General features: G+C 65.9%; 17 protein-coding genes and 1 pseudogene. 6 read left to right on the top strand and 12 right to left on the bottom strand.

Going from position 1 to position 23,897, the window contains the following annotated elements; genetic code table 11:
- Positions 1–8: 8 nt before the first annotated feature.
- Positions 9–1,070, bottom strand: a complete 1,062-nt coding sequence (locus C489_RS07355) for an NAD(P)-dependent glycerol-1-phosphate dehydrogenase (RefSeq protein ID WP_006430572.1) — start codon at positions 1,068–1,070, stop codon at positions 9–11.
- A gap of 150 nt (positions 1,071–1,220) precedes the next feature.
- Here C489_RS07355 and C489_RS07350 point away from each other — a divergent pair, with 150 nt between their 5' ends.
- The gene (locus tag C489_RS07350) at positions 1,221–2,303 is read left to right on the top strand and encodes a M48 family metalloprotease (protein ID WP_006430571.1); all 1,083 of its coding nucleotides are present in this window, start codon (positions 1,221–1,223) and stop codon (positions 2,301–2,303) included.
- Here the strand turns inward: C489_RS07350 and C489_RS07345 are convergent.
- Complete coding sequence (locus tag C489_RS07345) at positions 2,300–3,289, bottom strand: NAD-dependent epimerase/dehydratase family protein (protein WP_006430570.1); 990 nt, start codon at positions 3,287–3,289, stop codon at positions 2,300–2,302. The two genes, C489_RS07350 and C489_RS07345, sit on opposite strands and share 4 nt — an antisense overlap.
- Positions 3,290–3,489: 200 nt before the next feature.
- On the opposite strand from C489_RS07345, the pseudogene C489_RS07340 reads away from it, so the two are divergent.
- Positions 3,490–4,457 (top strand): annotated as a pseudogene (locus C489_RS07340) (RAD55 family ATPase).
- A gap of 89 nt (positions 4,458–4,546) precedes the next feature.
- Here the strand turns inward: C489_RS07340 and C489_RS07335 are convergent.
- Positions 4,547–5,896 (bottom strand): outer membrane protein assembly factor BamB family protein, encoded by a 1,350-nt coding sequence (locus tag C489_RS07335; RefSeq protein ID WP_006430569.1) that lies wholly within the window; start codon positions 5,894–5,896, stop codon positions 4,547–4,549.
- Between the two features lie 275 nt (positions 5,897–6,171).
- Between C489_RS07335 and C489_RS22565 the strand changes: the two genes are divergently transcribed.
- The 3 genes from C489_RS22565 to C489_RS07315 all read left to right on the top strand — a co-directional run bounded on the left by C489_RS22565 (position 6,172) and on the right by C489_RS07315 (position 8,712).
- Complete coding sequence (locus tag C489_RS22565; protein ID WP_239642040.1) at positions 6,172–7,563, top strand: hypothetical protein; 1,392 nt, start codon at positions 6,172–6,174, stop codon at positions 7,561–7,563.
- Between the two features lie 74 nt (positions 7,564–7,637).
- A complete protein-coding gene (locus C489_RS07320) occupies positions 7,638–8,048 on the top strand; it encodes a GIY-YIG nuclease family protein (RefSeq protein WP_006430566.1) in 411 nt (136 codons plus the stop codon).
- Positions 8,049–8,097: 49 nt separating this feature from the next.
- Positions 8,098–8,712 (top strand): peroxidase-related enzyme, encoded by a 615-nt coding sequence (locus C489_RS07315; protein ID WP_006430565.1) that lies wholly within the window; start codon positions 8,098–8,100, stop codon positions 8,710–8,712.
- A 35-nt stretch (positions 8,713–8,747) separates the two neighbouring features.
- On the opposite strand, the gene gltB is transcribed toward C489_RS07315, so the two are convergent.
- The 3 genes from gltB to C489_RS07300 form a co-directional block, all read right to left on the bottom strand.
- The gene (gene gltB / locus C489_RS07310) at positions 8,748–13,307 is read right to left on the bottom strand and encodes a glutamate synthase large subunit (protein ID WP_083902780.1); all 4,560 of its coding nucleotides are present in this window, start codon (positions 13,305–13,307) and stop codon (positions 8,748–8,750) included.
- Between the two features lie 444 nt (positions 13,308–13,751).
- On the bottom strand, positions 13,752–15,233 hold the full coding sequence (proS, locus tag C489_RS07305; protein ID WP_006430563.1) for a proline--tRNA ligase: 1,482 nt from the start codon (positions 15,231–15,233) through the stop codon (positions 13,752–13,754).
- A gap of 103 nt (positions 15,234–15,336) precedes the next feature.
- Positions 15,337–15,729, bottom strand: a complete 393-nt coding sequence (locus C489_RS07300) for a hypothetical protein (protein WP_006430562.1) — start codon at positions 15,727–15,729, stop codon at positions 15,337–15,339.
- 178 nt (positions 15,730–15,907) lie between these two features.
- Here C489_RS07300 and C489_RS07295 point away from each other — a divergent pair, with 178 nt between their 5' ends.
- The gene (locus tag C489_RS07295; RefSeq protein ID WP_006430561.1) at positions 15,908–16,882 is read left to right on the top strand and encodes a quinone oxidoreductase family protein; all 975 of its coding nucleotides are present in this window, start codon (positions 15,908–15,910) and stop codon (positions 16,880–16,882) included.
- Between the two features lie 42 nt (positions 16,883–16,924).
- On the opposite strand, the gene C489_RS07290 is transcribed toward C489_RS07295, so the two are convergent.
- From C489_RS07290 to C489_RS07265, 6 genes are all read right to left on the bottom strand, one after another.
- Complete coding sequence (locus tag C489_RS07290; RefSeq protein WP_006430560.1) at positions 16,925–17,419, bottom strand: 8-oxo-dGTP diphosphatase; 495 nt, start codon at positions 17,417–17,419, stop codon at positions 16,925–16,927.
- 251 nt (positions 17,420–17,670) lie between these two features.
- The gene (gene speB, locus C489_RS07285) at positions 17,671–18,519 is read right to left on the bottom strand and encodes an agmatinase (RefSeq protein ID WP_006430559.1); all 849 of its coding nucleotides are present in this window, start codon (positions 18,517–18,519) and stop codon (positions 17,671–17,673) included.
- Complete coding sequence (locus tag C489_RS07280) at positions 18,519–18,893, bottom strand: translation initiation factor IF-5A (protein ID WP_006430558.1); 375 nt, start codon at positions 18,891–18,893, stop codon at positions 18,519–18,521. The genes speB and C489_RS07280 overlap by 1 nt, the downstream gene beginning before the upstream one ends.
- A gap of 343 nt (positions 18,894–19,236) precedes the next feature.
- Positions 19,237–20,310, bottom strand: coding sequence for an enolase-like domain-containing protein (locus C489_RS07275; protein WP_006430557.1), 1,074 nt, complete (start codon positions 20,308–20,310; stop codon positions 19,237–19,239).
- Between the two features lie 115 nt (positions 20,311–20,425).
- Positions 20,426–22,099, bottom strand: coding sequence for an asparagine synthase-related protein (locus tag C489_RS07270; protein ID WP_006430556.1), 1,674 nt, complete (start codon positions 22,097–22,099; stop codon positions 20,426–20,428).
- Positions 22,100–22,185: 86 nt separating this feature from the next.
- Positions 22,186–23,856 (bottom strand): ABC1 kinase family protein, encoded by a 1,671-nt coding sequence (locus C489_RS07265; RefSeq protein ID WP_006430555.1) that lies wholly within the window; start codon positions 23,854–23,856, stop codon positions 22,186–22,188.
- Between the last annotated feature and the right edge of the window lie 41 nt (positions 23,857–23,897).

The following is a 23,897-nucleotide window of genomic DNA, read 5'->3' as shown; positions in this document are numbered from 1 at the left end:
GGCTGCTCTCAGTCGATGACGCCCGTTTTCGTCGCCACGTCTCGAGCCGCCCGCTCGTTCATCCCGTTGCCGAGGATCGTGTAGCGGTCCCGGATCTCGTGGCAGGTCGTCAGCGACTCGATGATCGTCTCGTCGTCGATGCCGAGTTCGGCCGCCGTCGTCGGCGCGTCGATGCTCGAGAGCGCATCGCGGATGTCCCGCCAGATCCCGTTTTCGCCCTGATGGAGGTAGGCGGTCATGATCGAGCCGACGCCGACCTGATGGCCGTGCAGGGCCGCCTCGGGTGCCAGCCGATCGAGCTGGTGCGAGAAGAGGTGTTCGGCCCCGCTCGCCGGCCGCGAGGAGCCCGCGATGCTCATCGCGACGCCCGAGGACATCAGCGCCTTGGTGACGACCCATGCGGATTCCTCGAGACCCGGGCGGATCAGATCGGCGTTGTCCACGAGGATTTCGGCGGTCATCTCCGAGAGCGCGGCGGCGTACTCGGAGTACTCGACGTCTTGGAGCCGCTGGGCGAGCCGCCAGTCCATCACGGCGGTGTAGTTCGAAATGATGTCGGCACAGCCGGCCGTGGTCAGGTCCCACGGGGCCTCGGCGAGGATGCCGGTGTCGGCGACGACAGCAAGCGGCGGTTCCGCGGCGACGCTGTGCCGGGAGTCCCCGTCGGGAACCGAGCCCCGATTGCTGACGATCCCGTCGTGGCTGGCTGCCGTCGGCACCGAGAGAAAGCCCATATCGAGGTGGTGACTGGCCAGTTTCGCGATGTCGATGGCCTTCCCGCCGCCGATCCCGACGAGATAGGAGACCTCCTCGGCTTCGGCGGCCTCGATCACCCGCTCGACGGCGTCGAAGGTCGCTTTCTCGATCGTGACGATCGCGGGGTCGATCCCGGCGGCCTCGAAATCGGCCGCGATGGGGTCCGCAGCGACCTCTCGAGGCGTCGGACTCGTAATAAACAGCGGCCGCCCCTGCAGGTGGAGATCATCGACCACGTCGAGGACCTCGTCGCGAACGCCGTGACCGACGACGACGTTTCGCGGGAGGCGAATCCACGTCGACTTCTCGAACATAGTGGCCCTGACACACCCCCGGGACATGTGCTTTTCCTCGTCGGCGCGCCGGCTGGGAGGAAATCGCTGCGCCGGGTTCGTATCGATCGGCTCGAGTCCCGCTGTATCGAAAACGGTGTTTTATATATTTACTAAGGAGAACTCAGGGATATGATCGGTATGCTCGCACGCTGGCTCGGGCTGCTCGTCGTGGGCTACATCACTGGTCGGCTGTACGGACTGTTCGCGATTCGACGCAGGGAGACCGACGATCCGGGATCGCGAGGGACGTATCGGTTTCTTACCGTCGTCGGCATCAGCGCCCTCCTCGTCCTCGTCTTTTCCGGCCTCATCGACGCGACTGAGACGAGCCTCTCGTCCGTCCATCCGATACTGAGCAGTGGTCTCGCAACGCCGCTCGCGTGGGCCCCGACGGCGGCCGGAACGATCGTCACAGTCCTCGTCGCGTACCTCGGCGTGTTTCCGTCCGCTCGAGAGCGCCGAGGGATCGAAATCAGCGCACCGACCGCAGTGGCCCGACTCGGCAAATATCTCGTGGCGATCGCGATATTCTGTTTGGGGATGCTCGCCCCCTTCACGGCACTTCTCGGTACGTCGGATCCGAGCCCGCTTCTCATTCCGGTCGTATTCGCCGTCCTCGTCATCGGCGTCTACGCCTGGCTACAGTACAGTATTCGACTCACGCAGGACATCTCCGACCCGACGGCCGAGCAGCGACGACGGCTCGAGGCCGCGGCCGACCGAGCCGAGCTGCCAGCGACGGTCGCCGGCGTGTTTTCCGGCCGTGAAACCGAAACGGCCGGACTCTACCTCGACGGCCCGTTCTGGAACCGGCAGCTATACGCGACCGATTACGCGTTCGACGTCCTCGACGACGAGGAACTGGCGGCGCTGTGTGCGCGCGAACGCGCCGCGGACGACCTCCGACTGCTCGAGCGCCGGGCGCTCGTCGTGGCGGCTCTGTTCGGGCTGTTTGTGACCCTGACTGTCTGGCTGTCGATACTCGTCGCGCTCGTCGGCCTCGCCGTTTCCTGGCCGCTCCTCGTCTGGCATCTCCAGCGCTGCGAGTTCGCCGCCGACCGCCGTGGGGCTCGCGAACTCGGGGCTAGACCCCTCGCGAGCGCCTACGAAGCACAGCCCGGCCTGACCGATAGTCGCAGTCGTCTCCACGAACGACTCGCCGCGACGCCGTCGACGGCGCGACGCCTCGAGCGCCTTCGGCAGTCCGATTAGAGCGTGTCCAGAATGCTCAATACGCGTTCCTCGGCCTCCCGGTCCGGCCCGTTGTCGTCCCCGTCACGGTCGCTCTCGAGGTGAGCCGCGACCGAGCGATCCATGGCCGCCTCGAGCGGCGTCGACTCCCAGCCGAGGGCCGCGAGTTTCGCCGTCGAGAGGACGTGCGGATAGGATCGGTAGAGCGGGTAGTCGTCGAGATCGATATCGCCGGCCGCGAGTTCGCGGGGGCCGGCGTGGACGAGATCGACCGACGTTTCAAGCGACTCGGCGATCAGATCGACCATTTCCTCGAGCGTGACGAGTCGCCGGTCGCCGACGTTGTAGGCCTCGCCCGCGTCGCCGCGTTCGGCGACGATCCGCAGGGCGCTGGCGACATCCTCGACGAAGACGCGGTGGCGGAGGTTCGTCCCGTCGCCGGGGACGACGACGCGATCGAATCGGTTCACGCGGTCGATCCACCAGTCCAGTCGCTCGGTGTGGTCGTGGGGGCCGTAGACGATCGGCGGTCTGACCGCCATGGCGCGGATACCGTTGTCCGCCGCCGCGAAGACGGCGCGGTCGCCCTCGGCCTTGCGATTGCCGTAGGTCTCGAAGGTATCGTCGGTCGCCTGCTCGGCCGAACAGGGCTCGAGGGTGGTCTCGTCCTCCCGCTTCGGGATCTCCTCGGCACCGTAGGCCGCGCCGCTCGAGACGTAGACGTAGGCCTCGCAGTCGTCGAATATCCGGGTCGCGGCGTGGACGTCCTTCGGGTGGTAGGCGACGCAGTCGAAGACGGCGTCGGGGTCGACGGTCATCGCGGCCGACTCGAGGGCGGTGTCGTTCGTGCGGTCGCCCTCGACGTGGGCGACCCGGTCGTCGTCTGCGAACGGGTTCTCGCTGTTCCCGCGATTGAAGATCGTCACGTCGTACTCGTGCTCGAGCAGGTCCTCCACGAGGTGGCGTCCGATAAAGCGAGTGCCGCCGATAACGAGTGCGCTGTCCATGTGTAGCCCCTCACGGCTGTGAGAGAAAACGGTGGCGGACGACGCTCGATCGTCTCGCGTCGTCGTCCGATCGGTGTCTCGATCCGACTGAGGCGGTCGGTGACGACCTCCAAGCCGTCACTCGCGACGGCTCGGACCGATAAGCGCGGTGACCCGCAGGGGAGGGTTCTATTGGTCCGTCCGTGGTAGGGCGGTTCGATATGTCTGACCAGCTCCGGACGGACCGCGCTCGGGCGTATCCGCTCGAGTGCGATCATTGTCACTATCCGATCCCGGACGACCCCGTCGAGAGCGACGACGGGCGATACTGTTCGACCGCGTGCCGCGACGCCGCCGCCGACGACTCGACGATGTCCGAGCCCGACGCCTACAAACGGGTCGCGACCGGCGTCGAGCCGCTCGACTCGCTCGTTCCGAACGGGATTCCCGCGGACTCGCTGCTACTGCTCTCCGGCGACGAGGGGACCCGCCGCGCCGAACTGGGGATCGAACTCGCGTGGCGCGCCCTCGAGCGCGGCGAGCCCGCCGTCGTCTGCTCGGTTGCCAACCCNNGAACGTGCTACCGGCGCTCGAAAACGACCGGCTGCGGATCATCGATTGTTTCACGTATCGGCTCGAGGATCGAGACGGTTTCCGCGACAACCGCAACGACTGGTCGACGTTCGTCGGCGAGGCCGCCGAGGACGCCATCGTGGACGTACGCGATCCGAGCGACCGCCGCGAAGTAGCAAACAGGCTTCACGGCGCGCTCGACGACCTCGAGATGACCGAGACCGGGCTGGTCACGATCGACTCGTTGGACGACCTCGGGTCGGTGCTCCACGAACAGTCGATTCGGGAGTTCGTCACGGAGGTTCGGGCGACCGTCTGCAAGGCGCGGTTCGTGCCGATCGTCGCCGCCGCGACGACGGCCGAACAGGGCGGCCCGCCAGTGGCGGAACACGTCTTCGACGGGATCGTCGATCTGCGGCTGACGGACCACCTCACGCCGGAGGCGCGGCTCAAACAGCTCGCCGTCCGCAAACTGACCGGGGCCCAGTTGCTGCCCCAGTGGGTGACCTACGAACACGAACCCGCACGTGGCCTGTTCGCGTTCGGGCCAAACACGGACGCGCGGCAGGTCTACGATTTCGGGAACGGGCCCGTCCGTCCCAACCGGCCCCGGTAGCCGTCCGGAGCGGACACGGACGGACCGAACAGGACGAGTGCCAACGGGGACGGTTTACCGGAGTATCGGCTCTCGTCTGGTCGCCATCATCACTCCGTCGCCTGACCGGTCAGTGCGTACAGCGTGATCGGCCCCTCATCCGAATGGTCGTTGCCGATGGCCCACAGTGTCTCGTCAGCGACGAACGGCGACGTGACTGTTCCGTGGGGCACGTCGTATCTCCATACCAGTTCACCGCTCGCTTTGTCGATCGCACGGATTCGTGCCTCGTCGCCGGGCCACGAGCCGGCGACGAGAAGGTTTTCGGTGACGACCGGGAGTGTGTCACTGCTCCCTGCCAGTCTGGGCCCGCCATCGGGTTGAAACGACCACGTCGGGGTCCCGTCCGTCGGCTCGAGCGCGTACAGTCGATTGTCGTCGACGACGTAGACGTGTTCGTCATCGACGGTCACGCCCGTTCGCGGTGCGTCCCGCTGTTCGAACCGCCACGCCACAGTTCCGTCAGCCCGTGATAGCGCCGTGATACTATCCGGGCCGTCCGCAGCCTTCACCGGGAGGTAGACGTGGTCGGTATCGACGACGGGAATGCCTTCGCCGATCGGGAGCGTCGCGTCCCAGCGTCGTTTACGTGACTCCAAATCGAACGCGACGACGTTCGCCATGTCGGCCGGTGCCTCGTCCGTCGTGAGGAACACGGTCCCGTCATCGATCGCCATGTCCTCGGGATACAGGTTCCCGGCCGCGAGCGACGCCTGCCACTCGACGCGTTGGTTCGCCACGTCGACCACGTACAGTTTCGAAACACCGTCATCGGTCCGCGTCGTCGTGCCGACGTACGCTCGATCACCGTCGACTTTGAACGCCGTTGCGTGTTCGTCATCGCTCTCGTCGAGGGGAAGCGGGATAGCCCACCGTTTCTGGCCCGTTTCGGGATCGATTCCGATCACTTCCGAGTCGCGCGTCCGCTTGTTCAACACGAGAGTGACGACGACGCCGTTAGTACGCGCTACCGAGGCGCGATGAGCGGTATACGGGTCCGCGGCCGTCTCGCTGAAGCGCCAGCGAACCGAGCCGTCGGTCCGCGAAATCGCCGCGAGAATGTCTCGATTGTTGCTGATGAAGAGCGAGTCTTCGGAGAGAAGCGGTCCGCGACCGATCCGGCTGTAGTAGTCGACATCGAGATCCCGTTTCCAGGCCAGAGACGGTTCGCTCGTCGTGACCGTCGCCCCCTGTTGGTACATACTGTTCCGACCGTCGACGAAAATCTGATCGACGGTATCGTCCCCGATCGTTCGGCGTTGCGGGTCGCCGTCCGTGGGCGAGGGATTCGTCGACTCCGGATCGGATTCCTCGAGACACCCGGCGACACCGACGGATGCGACAGATCCGATGACAGCGAGCACCGTTCGCCGTCGATAGAGAGAGCTGGGTAACTCCATTGTCTCGGTGGAGCAACTAGACTGTAATAACGATACTTGCCGTTCGGAGCAAATCACCGAACGGAGACGGTCTCGGTCCCTGACTGCGCTCGAGCGATCCGACTCGGGCTCGCCAATCCGGCTCCGTTCTGCATGCGAGCGCGCGCTCAGCGTTTATCCGCACGTTCGGTTTAGCAGCCATCGCAGTACTACGACCGCCAGCGACCAGCGCGTCGAACGGGGCGAGACAGCATCGACGATCGAACCCACAGCCGACGATCTACACAGCCACACCCATGAACGACCGATACGACAGCGACCGACGAGAGACCGAGGACCGAACCGAGCGCTTGAGCGACGCGGAGAACCGACGCGAGGGACAGGGCCACGAGACCGATCGGAGCCGGCAGGGCGGGGACCGTGGCTGGCTCCACGGCATGTTCAGTCGCGGCGACAGCGACGATGTCGGCGCGCAGGGTCCCGACCGGCGGGAGCGCGAGCGCCGGCAAACGGAGGGTCAGCAGGGGTCGTCCGGCGACAGCGGCCGGGGCCGCGGTTCCGGCACGACTGCCGATCGAGAGCAGCGCGGCGGGCAATCTGGCGGAGGCCAGGGCGACTACCCGCAGCGCGGCCGGTCCCAGCAGGAACGCGAACAGGGGACTCAGCGCGGCCAACGAGGCCGGCAACGCGGCGAACGCGGCCAACAGTTCGGCCAACAAGAGACACAGCAGCACGGGCAGCAGTCCGACCGCCGGCGCGGCCAGCAATCGGGCCGACAGCGAGGCCAATCCGGACGGCAGCAGGGCGGCCGCCAGCAGCGCAGCGGGTTCGAAACCGACGCGATAGACGAGGCAAACCTCGAGTACGGCGGCGAAGCCCGACACGAGCAGCGCCGCGGCGGACAACAGGGCGGCATGCAGGGACAGCGCGGACAACAGCGTAATACGCAGAATCAGCAGGAACAGTACGGACAACAGCACAATACGCAGCCCCAACAAGAGCAGTCCCAACAGCGCGGCACGCACGGCCGCCGTGAACAGCAGGGACAGCAGGATCGCACGCAGGGGAAACAGCGCGGCCAGTCCGGTCGGAGCCAGCAGGGTACGCATCGCGGCGAAAATCAACGAGGCGCACAACAGCGCTGGCACGGGAACCGGGACACCCAGTCCGGTTCGACGAGTCACACGCGGGGCCAACAGGACCAACACCACCACGGCCAGCAAAGCACCAGCCGCGGCGAGGATCAGCAAATCCGGTCCCGACGGGGCGGCGAGCAACACGGCAGCCAGTACCAGCAGGGACAACCCGAGTACGGTCGCCACCAGCGCAGCGAAGGCCACGAGTCGGGGATGCAGCGCGACCGCGGCGGCGACCAACGTAGCGGGCGATCACAGCGGGACTACGGTGACTCCCAGCAGTTCGACCGCGGCGACGAGTACGGCAGCGACGACCGCTCGAGCGGCCGCATGAACCGAGAGCAACAAACCGGCGGCGGCCTCGAGTACGAACAACAGGGACGGCGATCCGAGCAGGGCGACTGGACGGACTCCCGCGAGTCGGATCGCGGCTCGAGCGGCGACCGAACCCAGCGCTCGCAGGACGACGACATGAGCAACCGCCGCCACGTCCACGAGCGCGATCCGACTGCCGACGAGGATCGGGCCCGCGACGAGGACTGGTCGAGCTAACGCCGCGTGCGAGCCGAGTCGTCGCTGCGAGCCGAGAACACACTCGTTTTTGCGCCGCCGTTCGATCGGCCGGTATGAGCGGCACGTACGTCCTCGTCATCGACGTGACCCGATCGGCGACGATCGAAGTCGGCGCGCTGGGCGATCGCGAATTCCCCGCCGGCGCGTACGCCTACGTCGGCAGCGCGTTTGGCCCCGGGGGCTTCAGTCGCGTCGACCGCCACCGCGAACTCGCCGGCGGCGAGCGCGAGACGCGCCACTGGCACATCGATTACCTGCTCGGTCACCCGACCGCGAGCCTCGAGAACGCGATCACGTTTCCGAACGCTGACAGAGAGTGCGAATTGGCGGGGTCGCTGCCGGGCGATCCGGTTCCGGCGTTCGGTGCCTCGGACTGTGACTGCGAGGCACACCTCCTCACGGCTCCCGACGCGGCGGCGATTCGGGACGCGGCGGTCGATGCGGGCGGCGTTCTTGACGACTAACGCTCGGGTTCGCCGCCGCGTTATTACGACTGCTTGTGAAACGGTCACTATGGGCAATTCAGAATCCGAGCCACCGGCCGACCCCGATCCCGAACTCAGCGACGATGCGATGGGGCGATTCCCCGTGCCGGCGTTCGACGACCTACCCGATGACCTCCGGGACCGAATCGCCGAAGAGACGGCGCGCGCCGGCTTTACGCCCAACGTGTTCGCCGCGTTCGCGTACAAGCCGTCGCACTTCCGGGCCTTCTTCCAGTTCCACGACGCGCTCGTCGAGGACACCGCACTCGAGCGCGAGGAGATCGAACTGATCGTTGTCGCCGTCTCCGGCGTCAATCACTGTTACTACTGCAACGTCGCCCACGGCGCGCTCGTCCGGATCTACGCCGACGATCCGACGCTGGCCGACCAACTGGTCGCCAACTACCGGACCGCCGATATCAACGAGGCCCACCGGACGATGCTCGACGTCGCTGTGAAACTGACCGAGCGGCCGACCGAAGTCGAGCCCGCCGACCTCGAGGCGCTGCGCGAGGCCGGCTTCAGCGAGGAAGCCATCTGGGACATCGGGGCCGTCACGGCCTACTACAATATGAGCAACCGGCTAGCGATGTTCGCCGAGATGCGGCCGAACGACGAGTTCCACACGCTCGGCCGGGAGTGAGTAATCGCAGAAAAACGAGCGAACCGAAGCCGCCGTCAGTCGTCGCTCGCCGCGAAGTTGGCCGATTCGGCCTCGGCGGCCGCCTCGGGCGCGCCGGGCAGTTCGTTCCGGACGTCGTCGCTGCCCTGCTCGGTGATCGCCTCGTAGTAGGCCTCGGGCATGACCTTCACGAACGACTCGAGCGCGCGGTCCCAGTTCTCGAGCAGGCGTTCGCCCCGCTCGGAGCCGGTGTAAGCGACGTGGTTCTCGACGAGTCGACGGAGCATCCGTTCGTCTTTCTCCTCGAGTTCGTCGTGGAGCGAGACCATGCCTGTGTTGGCCTTGGCCTCGAACTCGTCGTCGGGGTCGTAGACGTAGGCGACGCCGCCGGACATGCCGGCCGCGAAGTTCGTCCCGGTCTCGCCGAGCACGGCGACGACGCCACCGGTCATGTACTCACAGCCGTGATCGCCGACGCCTTCGACGACGGCTTTGGCACCGGAGTTGCGCACCGCGAAGCGCTCGCCGGCGACGCCGTTGACGTACAGCTGGCCGTCGGTCGCGCCGTAGAGCGCGACGTTGCCGATCGAGACGTTCTCGGTCGGGTCGTAGGCCGCGGTTTCGGGCGTGCGGATCGTCAGTTTGCCGCCCGAGAGCCCCTTACCGACGTAGTCGTTGGCGCTGCCGTCTAAGTGCATCGAGACGCCGCTTGCGAGGAACGCGCCGAAGCTCTGGCCGGCGGTCCCGTCCACGTCGAGGGTGATCGTGTCCTCGGGCAGCCCGGGCTCGCCGTAGCGGCTGGTGATGCGGTTCGAGAGCATCGCGCCGACCGTGCGGTCGACGTTCGTGACCTCGGCTTCGATCGAGACCGGCTCTTGGTCCTCGATCGCGTCGGCCGCGGCCTCGATGAGGTCCCGGTCGAGTTGATCCTCGAGTTCGTGGTCCTGCTCGCGGATCTTCCGACGAACGTCGCTGCCGGGGTCCGCGAGGACTTCCGAGAGGTCGACGTTGCGAGCCTTCGGGTGATCGACGTCGTCGCGTTGCTCTAGGACATCGACTTGGCCGATCATCTCGTCGACGGTCTCGAAGCCGAGTTCGGCCATGATCTCACGCAGTTCCTGCGCGATGAAGGTCATGTAGTTGATGACGTGTTCGGGCTCGCCGGGGAAGCGCTTGCGCAGGTCCTCGCGCTGGGTGGCGACGCCGACCGGGCAGGTGTTCTTGTGACACTGCCGGGCCATGACACAGCCGCCGGTGACCAGCGAGGCGGTGCCGAAGATATACTCCTCGGCACCCAACAGGGCGGCGACGGCGACGTCGCGGCCGGTCTTCAGCCCGCCGTCGGTGGAGACGCGGATGCGGTCGCGGAGGCCGGTCGCACAGAGCATCTGGTTCGCCTCGGCAAGGCCGAGTTCCCACGGGAGGCCGGCGTTCTTGATCGAGGTGCGCGGCGAGGCACCCGTCCCGCCGGAGTGGCCCGAGATGTGGACCACGTCGGCGTTTGCCTTCGCGACGCCGGCGGCGACGGTGCCGATGCCGGCTTCGGAGACGAGTTTGACGTTGATGTCGGCCGTCTCGTTGGCGGCCTTGAGATCGAAGATCAGCTGTTTGAGGTCCTCGATCGAGTAGATGTCGTGCAGCGGCGGCGGCGAGATCAGCCCGACGCCGGGCGTGGACTTGCGCACGTGGGCGATCATCTCGTTGACCTTCGAACCGGGGAGATGGCCACCTTCGCCGGGCTTGGAGCCCTGTGCCATCTTGATCTGTAGCTCGTCGGCGTTCGAGAGGTACGTCGAGGTGACGCCGAAGCGGCCCGACGCCACCTGCTTGACGTTACACTCACGTTCAGTGTCGAACCGCTCGGGCGGTTCGCCGCCCTCTCCCGAATTGCTCTTGCCGCCGATCCGGTTCATCGCGATCGAGTTGTTCTCGTGGGCCTCCGGCGAGAGGCTCCCGAGGCTCATTGCGGCGGTCGAGAACCGCTGGACGATGTCCTTGATCGGCTCGACGTCTTCGACCGGGATCGAGTCGCGATCGGAGTCGAACTCGAGCAGCCCGCGCAGGGTCTGGAGGTTCTGCTGCTGGTCGTTGATCTGTTCGGCGAACTCCCCGTAGCGCTCGTAGTCGTTCGAGCGGACGGCCTGCTGGAGCGCGCCGACGGTATCCGGGTTCCACTGATGGTAGATCCCGTCGGAGCGGTGTTCGAACTCGCCGTGGCGGTCGAGGTCGGACTCCTCGCCCTCGGCGTGGTCGAAGGCGGCCGCGTGGCGCTCGCGGAGGTCTTCCTCGATCTCGGCGAGGCCGATCCCCTCGGTGCGGTTCTCGGTGCCCTCGAAGTACTCCGCGACGAGCCCGCTATCGAGCCCGACGGCCTCGAAGATCTGGGCACCCTGATAGCTCTCGACCGTCGAGATGCCCATCTTGGCCATGATCTTCAGCAGGCCGTCCTCGACCGCGCCGACGTAGGCGTCGATTGCGACCTCGGTGTCGGCACCGTCGGGGCCGGCAGTGATGTCCTCGATCGTCTGGTAGGCGAGGTAGGGGTTGACCGCGCCGGCACCGTAGCCGACCAGCGTCGCGAAGTGGTGGACGGTGCGCGGATCGGCCGACTCGACGACGAGTCCGACGTGGTTGCGCAGTCCGTTTCGCACCAGATGGTGGTGGACACCACCGGTCGCCAGCAGGCTCGGGATCGCGACCCGGTCCTCGTCGACCGCTCGGTCCGAGAGGATGAGCACGTCGGCCCCGTCCTCGATCGCCGCGACGGCGTCCTCTCGCACCCGCTCGAGGGCGGCCTCGAGGTCCGCACCGAGTTCGTCGCTCTCGGGCTCGTAGGTGATGTCGATCGTCGTGGCCGTGATACCGTTTGCCGAGCAGTCGCGGATCGAGCCGAGCTCGGCGTCGGTCAGGATCGGCGAGTCGAGCACGAGCTGGCGGGCGTGTTCCGGTGACTCGTCGAGCAGGTTGCGCTGGAAGCCCAGCCGCGACTCCATCGAGGTGACCAGTTCCTCGCGGATGTAGTCGAGCGGCGGGTTGGTGACCTGTGCGAACAGCTGCTTGAAGTAGGAAAACAGCGGCCGGTTGAACTCGGTGAGCACCGACAGCGGCGTGTCGTCGCCCATCGAGCCGACGGGGTCTTTCCCCTTCTGGGTCATCGGCTCGATCAGGTTCTCGAGTTCGTCGTGGGTGTAGCCGAACGAGGCCTGGTAGTCCCGGAGGCCGTCGACGGCCTGTTGGGGCGAGCGGTCGTCCGTCGTCCGGATGTCGTCGAGGTGGACCTGCTCCTGGGCGACCCACTCGCCGTAGCGGTCGTCGGTGAGGTCATCGAAGACCTCCTCGTCCGGAATGACGCGGCCTTCCTCGGGATCGGCGAGGAACAGCTGGCCGGGCTGGAGGCGGCCGCGCTCCTCGATGTTTTCGGGCTCGGTCTCGAGCGCGCCGGCCTCGCTGGCCATGATGAGTCGGTTGTCCGTCGTCACGTCGTACCGGCAGGGGCGAAGGCCGTTGCGGTCTAAGACCGCACCGATGCGTTCGCCGTCGGTCGCCGCGACGAGCGCGGGGCCGTCCCACGGTTCGACCAGCGAGGCGTGGAAGTCGTACCAATCTTTCCGATCGGGGTCCATCGCGTCGTCGCCGCGCCACGCTTCGGGGACGAGCATCCGCAGGGCGTGCTCTAAGTCCCGGCCGTCCTGCATCAGCAGTTCGAGCGCGTTGTCGACGCTTGCCGTGTCGGACTGCTCGGGGTCGTCGATAATCGGCTTGACCGCCTCGAGGTCGTCGAGTACGTCGCTCTCGATGTCGGTCTCGCGGGCCCGCATCCAGTTGATGTTGCCCTGAATGGTGTTGAACTCGCCGTTGTGGATGATGTTCCGGTAGGGATGGGCGAGGTGCCACGCGCCGAGCGTGTTCGTCGAGAACCGCTCGTGGACCATCACGAACGTCGACTCGAGTCGCTCGTCGGTGAGATCGGGGTAGTACGACGGAACCTGAACGCCCTTTAGCAGTCCCTTGTAGACGACGGTCTTCGAGTCCAGCGAGACGACGTAAAAGCGCTCTTTGTGCTCGATATCGGCGGCTTCGACCGCGTTCTCGAGGGCGCGTCGGGCGACGTAGAGGCGACGGTCGAAGTCGTCGCCGGAGATATCGTCCTCAGGCGTGACGACGACCTGCCAGACGTCGGGCTCGGAGTCGACGGCCGTCTGACCGAGATCGTCGTTGTCCGTCGGGACATCTCGCCACTCGAGGACGTCGAGGTCGTAGGTAGCGAACGTCTCCTCGGCAAGCGAGACGAGTTCCTCGCGGGCCGCGGTATCCTGCGGCAGAAAGAGCGAGCCGACGGCGTAGGTCTCGGGAAGAGAGGCGTCGAGAACGCTCTCGAAGAACGAATCGGACGTCTGAAGCATGATGCCGGCCCCGTCGCCGGTGTTTTTCTCCGCACCGGTCGTTCCGCGGTGCTCGAGATTGCGAAGGAGTTCGAGTCCGTCGGCGACAACGTCGTGGCCCCCATCCCCGTCGAGGTCCATGACGACGCCGACGCCGCAGTTCGACCGCGCGTCCGAGGGGTCGGCGAGCCCCCGTGAACGCTCGGTGGATGGCGCTATCTGTGGCTGTGTCATACACACCCTTAGCGGGAACAACTATAAGAGGCTAACCCATTATGGCTAAGTGTATTATTAACACATATAAATCGATATAAGGTATGGTGCAACCCTTAATCAGACACCGCGACACCATCGGCTATCGGTGGCGTGATATCGGTACCGCGGAGAACAACTGTCGATCGCACCCGCATCAAACCCCCGTCCGGGGATCGGCCGTCCCGGCAGCGGGGAATGTCAGAGGCACGTAGTGTTCACCCACCAGAGTGAACACCACATGCTTCTAGTCACTCTTCCCCCGTAAGCAAACTCGGGTTAAAGAATTAGGTACGCGTGAAACAGTCACCCACGGCCCTGCGGTCGGGAAGAACGGCTTCGTCTCCGTCGCCTCGCACCGAGTGACACTCGAGCCGAGCCGCAAACGGCAGCGAAGACACGCGGTTCGGCGACGGATCGGGGCGCTCAGTAGGACTTCGCGAAGTACGCGATCTCGTCGGCGGGATCGCCACAGACGCCGCACTCGTCGGCGTCGGGTTCGGGAACCTCACCGGCCGTCGAGCCGCCCTCGTCTTCGAGGGGCTGCATGACGATTTCGGCGGCGATTTTCTCCTTGATGGCCTCTTCGCAGGCCTCGTCGCCACACCACGGCGTCTTCACGTAGCCGCCGTGTTTGCCGATCGTTCCGAGGATGTCCTCCGGGCTATGGGCTTCCCGGACGTTCTCCTCGAGGGTCTCCTCGGCAGCCTCGTAGAGTTTGTCGTAGATGTCCTCGAGGTGCTCGTCGACCGCGTCGACGATTTCGTCGCGATCCTCGACTGCCTCGGCGTTGTCGGGCCGGTGGACCAGCGTGATCTCCTCGTCCTCGACCTCGTGGGGGCCGATTTCGAGTCGCAGCGGCACCCCGTTGAGTTCGTGTTCGTTGAACTTGAAGCCGGGATTGCGCTCGTCGCGGTCGTCAAGTTCGACGCGGAAGCCGGCCGTCTCGAGATCGTCGGCGATTTCCTCGGAGTACTCGAGGACGTCGTCTTTGGTGTCTTCCTGCCAGATCGGGACGATGACGACCTGCGTGGGCGCGACCGTCGGCGGGAGCACGAGCCCCTGATCGTCGGAGTGGGTCATGATGAGCGCGCCCAGCGCGCGCCACGAGAGGCCCCACGAGGTGGTGTAGGCCGTCTGTTCGTCCTCGTCCTCGTCGGCGAAGGTGATGTCGAAGGCCTCGGCGAAGCTCTGGCCGAGGTTGTGGCTGGTCGCGCCCTGGACGGACTTGCCGTCGGGCATCAGCGCCTCGACGGTCGTCGTCGTATCCGCGCCGGGGAACTTGTCGTGTTCGGGCTTTTTGCCCCGAAGCACGGGAATGGCGAGCACGTCCTCGTAGAGATCTTCGTACTGGCCGAGTCGGGTCCAGACCTCGTTCCACGCGCCCTCGTCGCTCGCGTGGGCGGTGTGGCCCTCCTGCCACATGAACTCCTTCGTCCGGAAGAACGGCTTCGTCTCCGTCGCCTCCCACCGAACGACCGAACACCACTGGTTGAGCCGCATCGGCAGGTCGCGGTGGCTGCGGGTCCAGTCGGCCATGAAGGGCGCGATGATCGACTCGCTGGTCGGGCGAACGGCCAGTCGCTCCTCGAGTTCCTCGTGGCCGCCCTGGGTGACCCACGCGACCTCGGGGTCGAACCCTTCGACGATGTCTTTCTCCCGCTCTAAGAAGCTCTCGGGGATGAACATCGGGAAGTAAACGTTGTCGACGCCGGTCTGCTTGAACCAGCCGTCCAGCGAGTCCTGAATGGCCTCCCAGAGGGCGTAGCCGCGGGGTTTGGTGACGATGAAGCCGCCCATCGGCGCGTAGTCAGCGATGTCGGCCTTCTGGACGACCTCGGCGTACCACTCGCCGGGCTTGTGCGATTTCGACTCGGTGATGCCGAGTTCTTGACTCTCGTCGCTCATTGTGTCGACATGCAGTCAGCGCGGGCTTAAACCATGCGAAGGCCGGACGCCGATCCGTGACCTACTAGGAACGGAAAGGCGGACCAGTCGGAACGCGCGGCGGTTAGCTTCCCTTTCGGTCGAGTCGCTCGTCGCGAGTGTATTTCCCGTGGAACGCGAGCATGTCGATTCCCATCGCCGCCAGCGAGAGCCCGCCGACGCCGGTCAAGAGGAGGAAAAAGGGGCCCCCAGTTCCAGCGATCCCGAGCGGGAGCGACAGCCCGAGCAGGACGTTTCCGGCACCGTTCCATCGGTACCACGCCCAGCGGTCGGTCAGTCCCGTGTCGGTCGCCGCCACGACATCGAACACGCCAGCCAGCCCGAGCAGCGTTAGCTGGGCGACAACCACGGGCGCGTCGAGAACGGCGGTACCGAGCAGCGCGACGCCGCCGCCGGTGATGAGGAGGAGGGACACGCCGACGACGGCACTCAGTCGGCGGTTGCGACGTTCGTTCATCCGATCTCCAGCGGTGAGTGAGAGAGTCGATTCCGTGTGAGCGGGACCATAACCGTTACTTCGCACTGTCAGTACTTAATCATTCGTCGGTCGTTCACGGCTTCTAGAAATTATAAACGAGATCTCTGTTTCCCCCGGTTCTCCCACCTTTATGCGAGTCACGCGAGTATAATTCCGCATGAAAGCGATCGAAGTCGACGCCTACGGCGACAGCGACGAACTCTCCGTGGTCGACGTACCGACCCCCGAGCCCGACGCGGGCGAGGTTCGAATCGACATCGAGTCCGCGGGAATCAACTTCGGGGACATCATGCAACGACGCGGCCATTATCCGGGCGGCCCCGACGCCCCCTACGTGCCCGGTATGGAAGCCGCGGGAACGGTCGACGCGGTCGGCGACGGCGTCGAGGATCTCTCGGAAGGCGACCGCGTCGTCGGCATGCTCGACACCGGCGGCTACGCCGAGTACGTCACCGCCGCTGCGGACCTACTCTTCCCGATCCCCGAGGCGATGAGTTTCGACGAGGCAGCCGGGTTCCCCGTCCAGTTCCTCACCGCCCACGCGTGTCTCTTCGAGTGGGGCGGCCTCGAGGAGGGCGAATCCGTCCTCGTCCAAGCAGCAGCCGGCGGGGTCGGCACCGCCGCCGTCCAGTTGGCGTCGAACGCCGGCGCTGAAGTCTTCGGCACCGCGAGCACGCAGGAGAAACTCGACCTCGCGGCCGAGTTGGGCTGTGATCACCCGATCAACTACACCGAGACGGACTTCCGTGAGGTCGTCGACAAGGAAACCGACGGCGAGGGCGTCGATCTCGTCCTCGAGAGCGTCGGCGACGACGTCTTCGAGCGCAGCCTCGACGCGATGGCCCACTTCGGTCGGATGGTTACCTACGGTGTGGCAAGCGGCGTTCCCGCAGAGGTCAGCAACCAGCGCCTGCTCTTCGAGAACAAGACCGTCAAGGGGTTCCACCTCGGGCAGGCCTCGATGCACGATCCGTCGCGAGTCATGCAGGCCGTTCCCGAATTGACGGAGGGTCTCGCGGGCGGCGATCTCGAGGTCATCCTGGGCGAGTCGTTCGCGCTCGAGGACGCGGCCGAGGCCCACCAGTACATCGAGGATCGGAAGAGTTCCGGGAAGGTCGTGCTGAAGCCGTAACTCGGTAATCGGATCGTAAATCGGGCGGGAGCGAGCGACCGGTCAGAACGAGACGTCCCACTCGAGGTCGTGATCGACGAACGCGGCCTCGTCGAGCGGTTCGCCGCCTTCGAACCGGAACTCACCAGCGACCGTCTTCCCCTCGAGCACGCCCGGCAGCCACAGGAGATCGTCGTCCCACATCCGGTCATAGGGCACGTCATCGACGGGGATCCACTCCGGATAGGCCTCCTCGGAGACGCTGGGTTCGCCGGCGAACGAGCGGGTGCGGTAGACGTGACAGAAGGTGTGAGCCTCGCCGTCGAGCAGGAATCGGAGTTCGCCCGCCTTCTCGAGGTCCGAGACCTCGAGACCGACCTCTTCCTCGGTTTCGCGGATCGCGCACTCGCGGGGCGTCTCGCCGGATTCGCACTTCCCGCCGGGGCCGTTGTACCAGCCTTCACCGAGGCCGCGGCGTTTCTCGATGAGCAGCACCTCGCGGTCGGCCGCAGCGTCACCGCCGTCTCGCAGCGGGAAACACAGCGTCGCCTCGATCATGGTTGGGGGTTCGCTCGGAGCGTGAAAAGGGTGTACGCTCGCCTCGACGGAACCTCGCGTCGGTGGTAAAAACGGAGCGTGCCGAACGGTCGTTCTGCTATCGTGCCAGCACGGAGATGCCTCGACCTCCCCAACCGATTCGTTCGGACTCACGTACTCACTCATCCCTCGCGTGCGTTCGAGCCGCGGTTCGCCGTCCGCTCACCGCGGCTCAGCACGCGCCACCGCAACGTACGGACGAGAAATGCCGATTACCCGTCAGCATTCGAGAAGACGAACTCCCGAACCAGCTTCGCGGCCAGTGCGGCCGTCTGGCCGTCGTCGCGGTCGTTGACCTCGACAACGTCGAACCCGGCGGCGTGGGGAGCCACTTCGCGCACCACGTCGCGGAGTTCGCGGGGCTCGAGGCCGAACGGTTCCATCGTCCCGGTTCCCGGCGCGTAGCCGGGGTCAGCGGCGTCGATGTCGACGCTCAGGTAGACCTCGCGGCCTGCGAGTCGATCATCGGGCGACCACTCGCCGACCGCCTCGGGCGGAACGACGGTCACGTCGTCTGCGGCAGCGCGTTCCCACTCGGTTTCGCTGCCGGTGCGAGCCCCAAGGAGAACGACCTCCTCGACACTGTCGACATCCTCGAGGATGCGCCGGGTGACAGCGGCGTGGGAGAGCGGGTTCCCGTCGTAGGCGTCGTACAGGTCGAGGTGGGCATCGAGACAGACGAACACCTCGGGTTCGACCGCGCGGACGCCCGCGAGGGAGACGGTGTGTTCGCCACCCAGCAGTAGCGGGACGGCGTCGTTCCAGACGGCTTCCCGCAGGGTGCTCGCGAGGTACTCGAGGTACTCCGGAACGTCGTTCCACGCACGAACGTCGCCGTGATCAGCGACGCCGAGGGTCGAAAACTGCTGGTCAGTCCGGCGGTCGTAATCGTCGAACGGCTCGGAGAGAGAACGGATCCGTCGGGGCCCGAAGCGGGTCCCCGGCTGAAAGGTCGTCGTTGCGTCCAGGGGCGCACCGACGACCACGAAGTTCGCGCCGTCACGGGTGGATCGATCCGCCGTGTCGGTCGCCTCGCTGTCGTCGGTCGCCCCGGGAAACATCAGACGATCTTTCGCTGGTCTTCCATCTCGAGGTACTCGATGTTCTCGTCGGGGGAGACGTCGATGTCGTCGGGGATGCGCATCGTGATCGTCTCGTAGGTCTCGAGGTCCATGACCTGCATGTCCGACCCGTCGACGGAGACGACCTGACCGTTTTTCCGCTCGATGATCGGGACCCAGATCTTCGCGTCGACAGGCTGGGAGAGCGAGCGCTTCTTGCCGTCGAAGACGCCTTCGGCCTCGACGCGAGCCTTGGCGCTGCCGTGTTTGCCCGGCTTCGCCGTCGAGTAGGCGTTGATCTTACACGGCGTGTCGTCGATCATGACGTAGCTTCCTTCCTGGAGTTCGCGAACTTCGGTCTGCTGTTTCGCCATGTCCCGGCGTAATCAATCGACGTGCATAAACCGTTTGGAATGGCCGCTGGCGTGCGTTCGATGTGCTAACAGGGCCGGTTCAGACGGGATCTGGCTCGGCTCTATGTGGCGGCGCATCGATTGACGAACCCCCATCCTTTTTCATCTGGAGGCTGCAACCGGACGAATGTCCGGGTAAAAAACTCACATCCAGGCTGGACCGCAGAACTCACATCCATCCAGTCCACCCCGGACTTCTTCGAAACAGCCCGAAACCTGAAAGTCTACTGGCCAATTGCGAAGAGATACTGTTCCAATGAGCTGTTACAAACTAGCTGCCGATAGCGTGCCGTCGCGACCGGTCTCAGCGGAAGCCGACGGAGTCAGTCGATAGTTCCAGCGGACTCCGCGGTAACCCGTCACCGATGTCGAGATCGTTGTACGCCCGCGGCGCGATGTCGTTCGGCCCGTCGGGGTAGCAAAGCGACGCCAACCGCTGGAGTTGGCCGCGACCGACGCCGAGTTCGAACTGCCCGCCGCCGTACAGTCGCACGTCTCGCTCGTCGCAGTAGGCGATCGTTTCGCACAGCGACTCGAGCGAGCCGAAGCGCGAGGGCTTGATATTCAGCCAGTCGGGGTCCCACGGCAGCGCCTCGATGTCCGCGATTCCGTGGATCGGGGCGTCCCACGAGACGCGAGATCGGACGGCGGGGTCCTCGAACAGCGGCCACGTCTCGTCGGTCAACGCCGGATCCTCGATGACGGCCTCGGGGAAGGCCTCGAGGACGCGTTCGTACAGCGCCGGATCAGCCGGCACGTCTACCTCGGTTCCCTCGTACTGGCCCTTCAGGTCGAGGATTTGGACTGCCTCGGTCCCGACGGCCTCGTCGATGGCTGCCACCAGCTCCGCGTCCCACGCCGGGATGGGATCGAGCTTGAACTCGAGGTCGGGCACCCGCTCGCGCAACGACTCGAGCCGGTCGGTCGTCGGCGGCTCGCCGAGGCGGGTGCTGGCGACGAACCGAACGGGCTCGGCCGTCCGGTCCAGTTCGCTCCCGAGATCGGTCTCGGCCTGCCGGAGCGCGAGGTCAAGCGCGGCGCTCTCTACGCCCCACCGCCGGTAGTTCCGAAAGACGTCGCGATCGGGCGCACCGCCCGGAAAGAGATCGAGATCGCCGAGCCGCGCGGAAAACGAGTCGATCGTCCACTCGCCGGTCAGGTCGGGCAGCCCCGTCTCCGCCAGCCGGTCGTGGTCTTCGGTCTCGTAGGTGACGTCCTCGCCGCGGCCGGTCGCCGTTTCGTCGCCGTTCTGTGCTGGTCCCGTCAACGAAACCACCGTCGTGACGCGGGTGAACTCGCTCGAGGTCTCGCGCTCGAGGCGCTCGGTCGACGCCTCCTCGATCGTCAGCGGCAGGTCGGCGATTGCCTCGTATTCCATACCGACCGTTCGGTCCCGGGGTGGAAAGAAGCTCGGGGCCACTGCAGTCGGTTCGAAACGGGTCGCTCGGCACGGTTCTCGAGGCGCACGCGCGGAGGCGACTCGTTCCGGCAGATCAGATCGTTTCTCCCGGAGCCCGCGATTCGCTCGCGGGAATCGATACGCTCCGTGTGTGAGAGACCGGCTCGAGGTCGTCCGCTCGGAGGACGCGGTCGCGCCAGACGGCGTAGCCGGCCAGATTCCACGCGAGGCCGGGGGAGTGGTCGACGATCGCACCCGAGATGTCCGGGGCGAACTCGGGGACCTCGTAGCGGTCGAAGACGGACGCGAGCGGGCCCGTCGAGAGGAACCGGTCGGCCGGGAAGTTGCCGTTGCCTTTCGGCTTGCTCCGGTCGTACTCGGGGTACCACTCGCCGAGCAGTCGCTTCGGCACGTGTTTTGGCTCACCGTTGCGGACGTACCGCTCGGGCGAGGAGAGGCCGAGCGCGAGTTCGGCGACCGCCTTGCCCGCAAATGGCGTATACATCTCACAGCCCCGCGCGAGGCCGGCCTGTCGCCAGACGGTGACGGCGTCCTCACAGAAGAAGTCGATCCACTGCCCGACGTGGACGTGCTGTGCGTAGCTGCCCCCGTCGGCGTCTGGGACGCGGTCCATCGCGTACTCGTAGCGCTCGCGCTGTCGTCGTTCGTACCGTCGGCGACCGATGGTCTCGACGACCGAGGGAACGTCCGTGTAGACCGCGAACTGGAGCCCCTGTCCGTCGGGATCGGACGGATGCCGCCGGAGCCGCTCGAGCACGTCCCGGTGTTGCTGCAGTTTCGCCACGACCGGCGGGACGTACCCGAGATGACGCGTCATCCAGACTTTGCGAGCGACCTCGAGCGAGCCGCCGAGGCCGAAGACGGCGTCGGCGACCTGCCCGCTGACGAGCGTGTCATTCCCGTCGAACTCGCGGTAGATCCCGTCGAACGTCGGCGTCTGGAGCTGGTGGGGTGGCATCCCCAGTGCGTCGACGGCCGCCTCGAGGCGCTCGAGGTACGACGATTCGCGCATGTCGACGACCTCGCGGTCGGTCTCGACGAGGTCGTTCGCGCGGTCGGCGTACTCCCGTTCGAACTCGAGTTCGGGCGTGTCGAAGGCACCGGTGACGCTCTCGGTGGGATTCGTCAGGTAGGGCTCGAGGACCGTCGAGTCGACCCCGCCGGAGAGCATGAGCGAGGCGTCGTCAGCGACCGGGGCACAGACCGCCGACAGCACCTCGTCGAGCCGGTCATGTGCGCTCGCGGGGGAGAGACCGGACTCGGGCTCGAGCGTCTCCGTCAGTTCGGTTCGGGGCGTGGTCTCCCCGGGCGTCCACGTGAGCGTCTCGCCGTGGCCGAGGCGGTGGATCCGCTCGACGTAGGAGTCGATCGGCGTCGTCCGATAGAGCAGGTGGTCGGCTTTCGCCCGGTCCGGTACCGTCCGATCGGCCGGCTCGAGCCGGGCGAGGGCGTTCCGGAACAGGTCGGTGAGGACCGGTTCGCCACTCGAGTCGAGGCAGTAGAACACTTCGTAGGCCGACGTGATGCCGCGATGGGCGCGTATCGTCGGCTCGTCCGCACGGGCCGAAAGAACGACGATCGTTCCCTCACCGGGCAGCGAGTCGTGGAGCGTTTTGATCGCCTCGAAATCCGCACCGCCCTCGATCTCCGCGCGAAGTTCGTGTGCGTGCGTTCCACAGAGGACCCACTGGCGCTCGTCCCGACTGACGACCTCGGCGTTGGGATTCGCAAGCAGTACTGTCGGCATTACTCGTCCGAACCAGTACATCGGACATTGTAATGGAATGAATACTCCGCTCGAGGCTATATTCAGTCGCCGATGAACAGTAGTGGTTACTCCTCGCCGCGGCGCTGGCGCAGGTTCTGTCGGGTGAACTGCGGTCGCGCCCCGATCGAGCTCGGCGAGCGGAACGAGCGGTAGAGTTGGATCGTCACGAGCACGGAGAAAACCGCCGCGACGACCGACCCTCTGGGGGCCTCGAGCGCGTAGAGGACCCCCATCGAGAACAGCGACATCGTGAGCAACATGCCGTAGACCAACCGTTTGGCGAGGTCTTCGAAGACGTCCTCCGTGTCCTCGACGCCGATCCTGACGTGGAGGTCGTCGCGGTCGAGCCGGTCGAGTGCCCGTTCGGCCTTCGGTGCGATCCGGGTCAGCGACTCGCCGGTCCGTCGGAGTTGTTGGCCCGTTTCGTCGAGATACTGCCGGATGGACTCCTCGCGATACCCCTCCTCAGTCAGGTAGTCGGTCGCGACCGAGATGAAGTCGAAGTCCTCGTCTAACGTGACACAGACGCCTTCGACGACGGTCGCGACCCGCAACACGAGCGCGAGGTTCTTCGGGAGCCGGAGCGGGAACTCGTAGATCGAGTCCTCGATCTGGCCGACGATCTGGTTGACCCGGTACTGCTCGACGTCCTCGCCACGGGCGTCCTGAATGGCGATCTCCATCACTTCAGCCATCACGCCGCGGTCGGCCTCCGGGGAGAGCGTCCCGATCTCGACCAGCGCGTCGAGAATGCCGTCGATGTCCTGATTAGCGACGGCGATATAGAAGTCGACGATCTTCTCCTGGACGAACGGATCGACCCGCCCGGACATCCCGAAGTCGTAGAAGACGATCCGCCCGTCGTCGGTCACCGCGAGGTTGCCCGGGTGCGGATCGGCGTGGAAGACCCCGTCGTCCATAATCATCTGCAGGTACGATCGCTCCAAGTTCTCCGCGATCTTCGTCCGGTCGATCCCCTTGCGCTCGAGTGCCTCGAGATCGTTGATCTTCGTCCCCTCGATGTACTCCATCGTGAGCACGCGCGGCCCGGAGTGGCTCTCGACCGCGTCGGGGATCAGGAACCGGTCGTCGTCCGCGAAGTTGCCCCTGATCTCGGCGAGCATCTCGGCCTCGCGCTCGTAGTCCATCTCCTCGCGGATGGTCTTCGAGAACTCCGTGGCAAGGTTCTCGAGCGAGAACGACCTGGCGTCGTCGACGAAGTACAGCAGGATCGGTAAGGACCACTTGATGACCCGCAGGTCCGCCCGGACGAGGGATTCGATTTCGGGCCGACGGACCTTCACCGCGACCTCGCGACCCCTCTCGCCGTCGGCGCGGGTCGCCGGCGTCTCACCGTCGCCGCGGTCCGTCCCGACCGCGTCTGGATCGAGACGGGCTCGATAGACCTGTCCCAGACTTGCGCCGCTGATCGGCTCGGTGTCGAACGCCGCAAAGCGCTCGTCGACGGGGCCGAGTTCGTCCTCGAGCACCCGTTTCGCGTCGGGCCACGGAGCCGGCGGCACGTCGTCTTGTAACGACGCGAGTACGTCGATGTACGCCGGCGGGAGCACGTCCGGCCGGGTCGACAGCAACTGCCCGAGTTTGATGAACGTCGGCCCCAGCGTCAGCAGCGACTCGAGTAACACGTCGGCTCGGTGGCGGTGGGTCTCGGGGTCGACCTGCCGGGGCCGACCGAACAGCAGGAAGCGCCGCCGGTCGCGGGCGTAGGCGAGCAACAGCGGCAGGAACTGCCACGCGACGACGACGAACCGCTTAT

Origin of the sequence: Natrinema versiforme JCM 10478 (assembly GCF_000337195.1) — an archaeon.
GTDB lineage: Archaea > Halobacteriota > Halobacteria > Halobacteriales > Natrialbaceae > Natrinema > Natrinema versiforme.
Note: the sequence above shows the minus strand (reverse complement) of the source record. Positions and strands in the feature narration are given on the sequence as shown.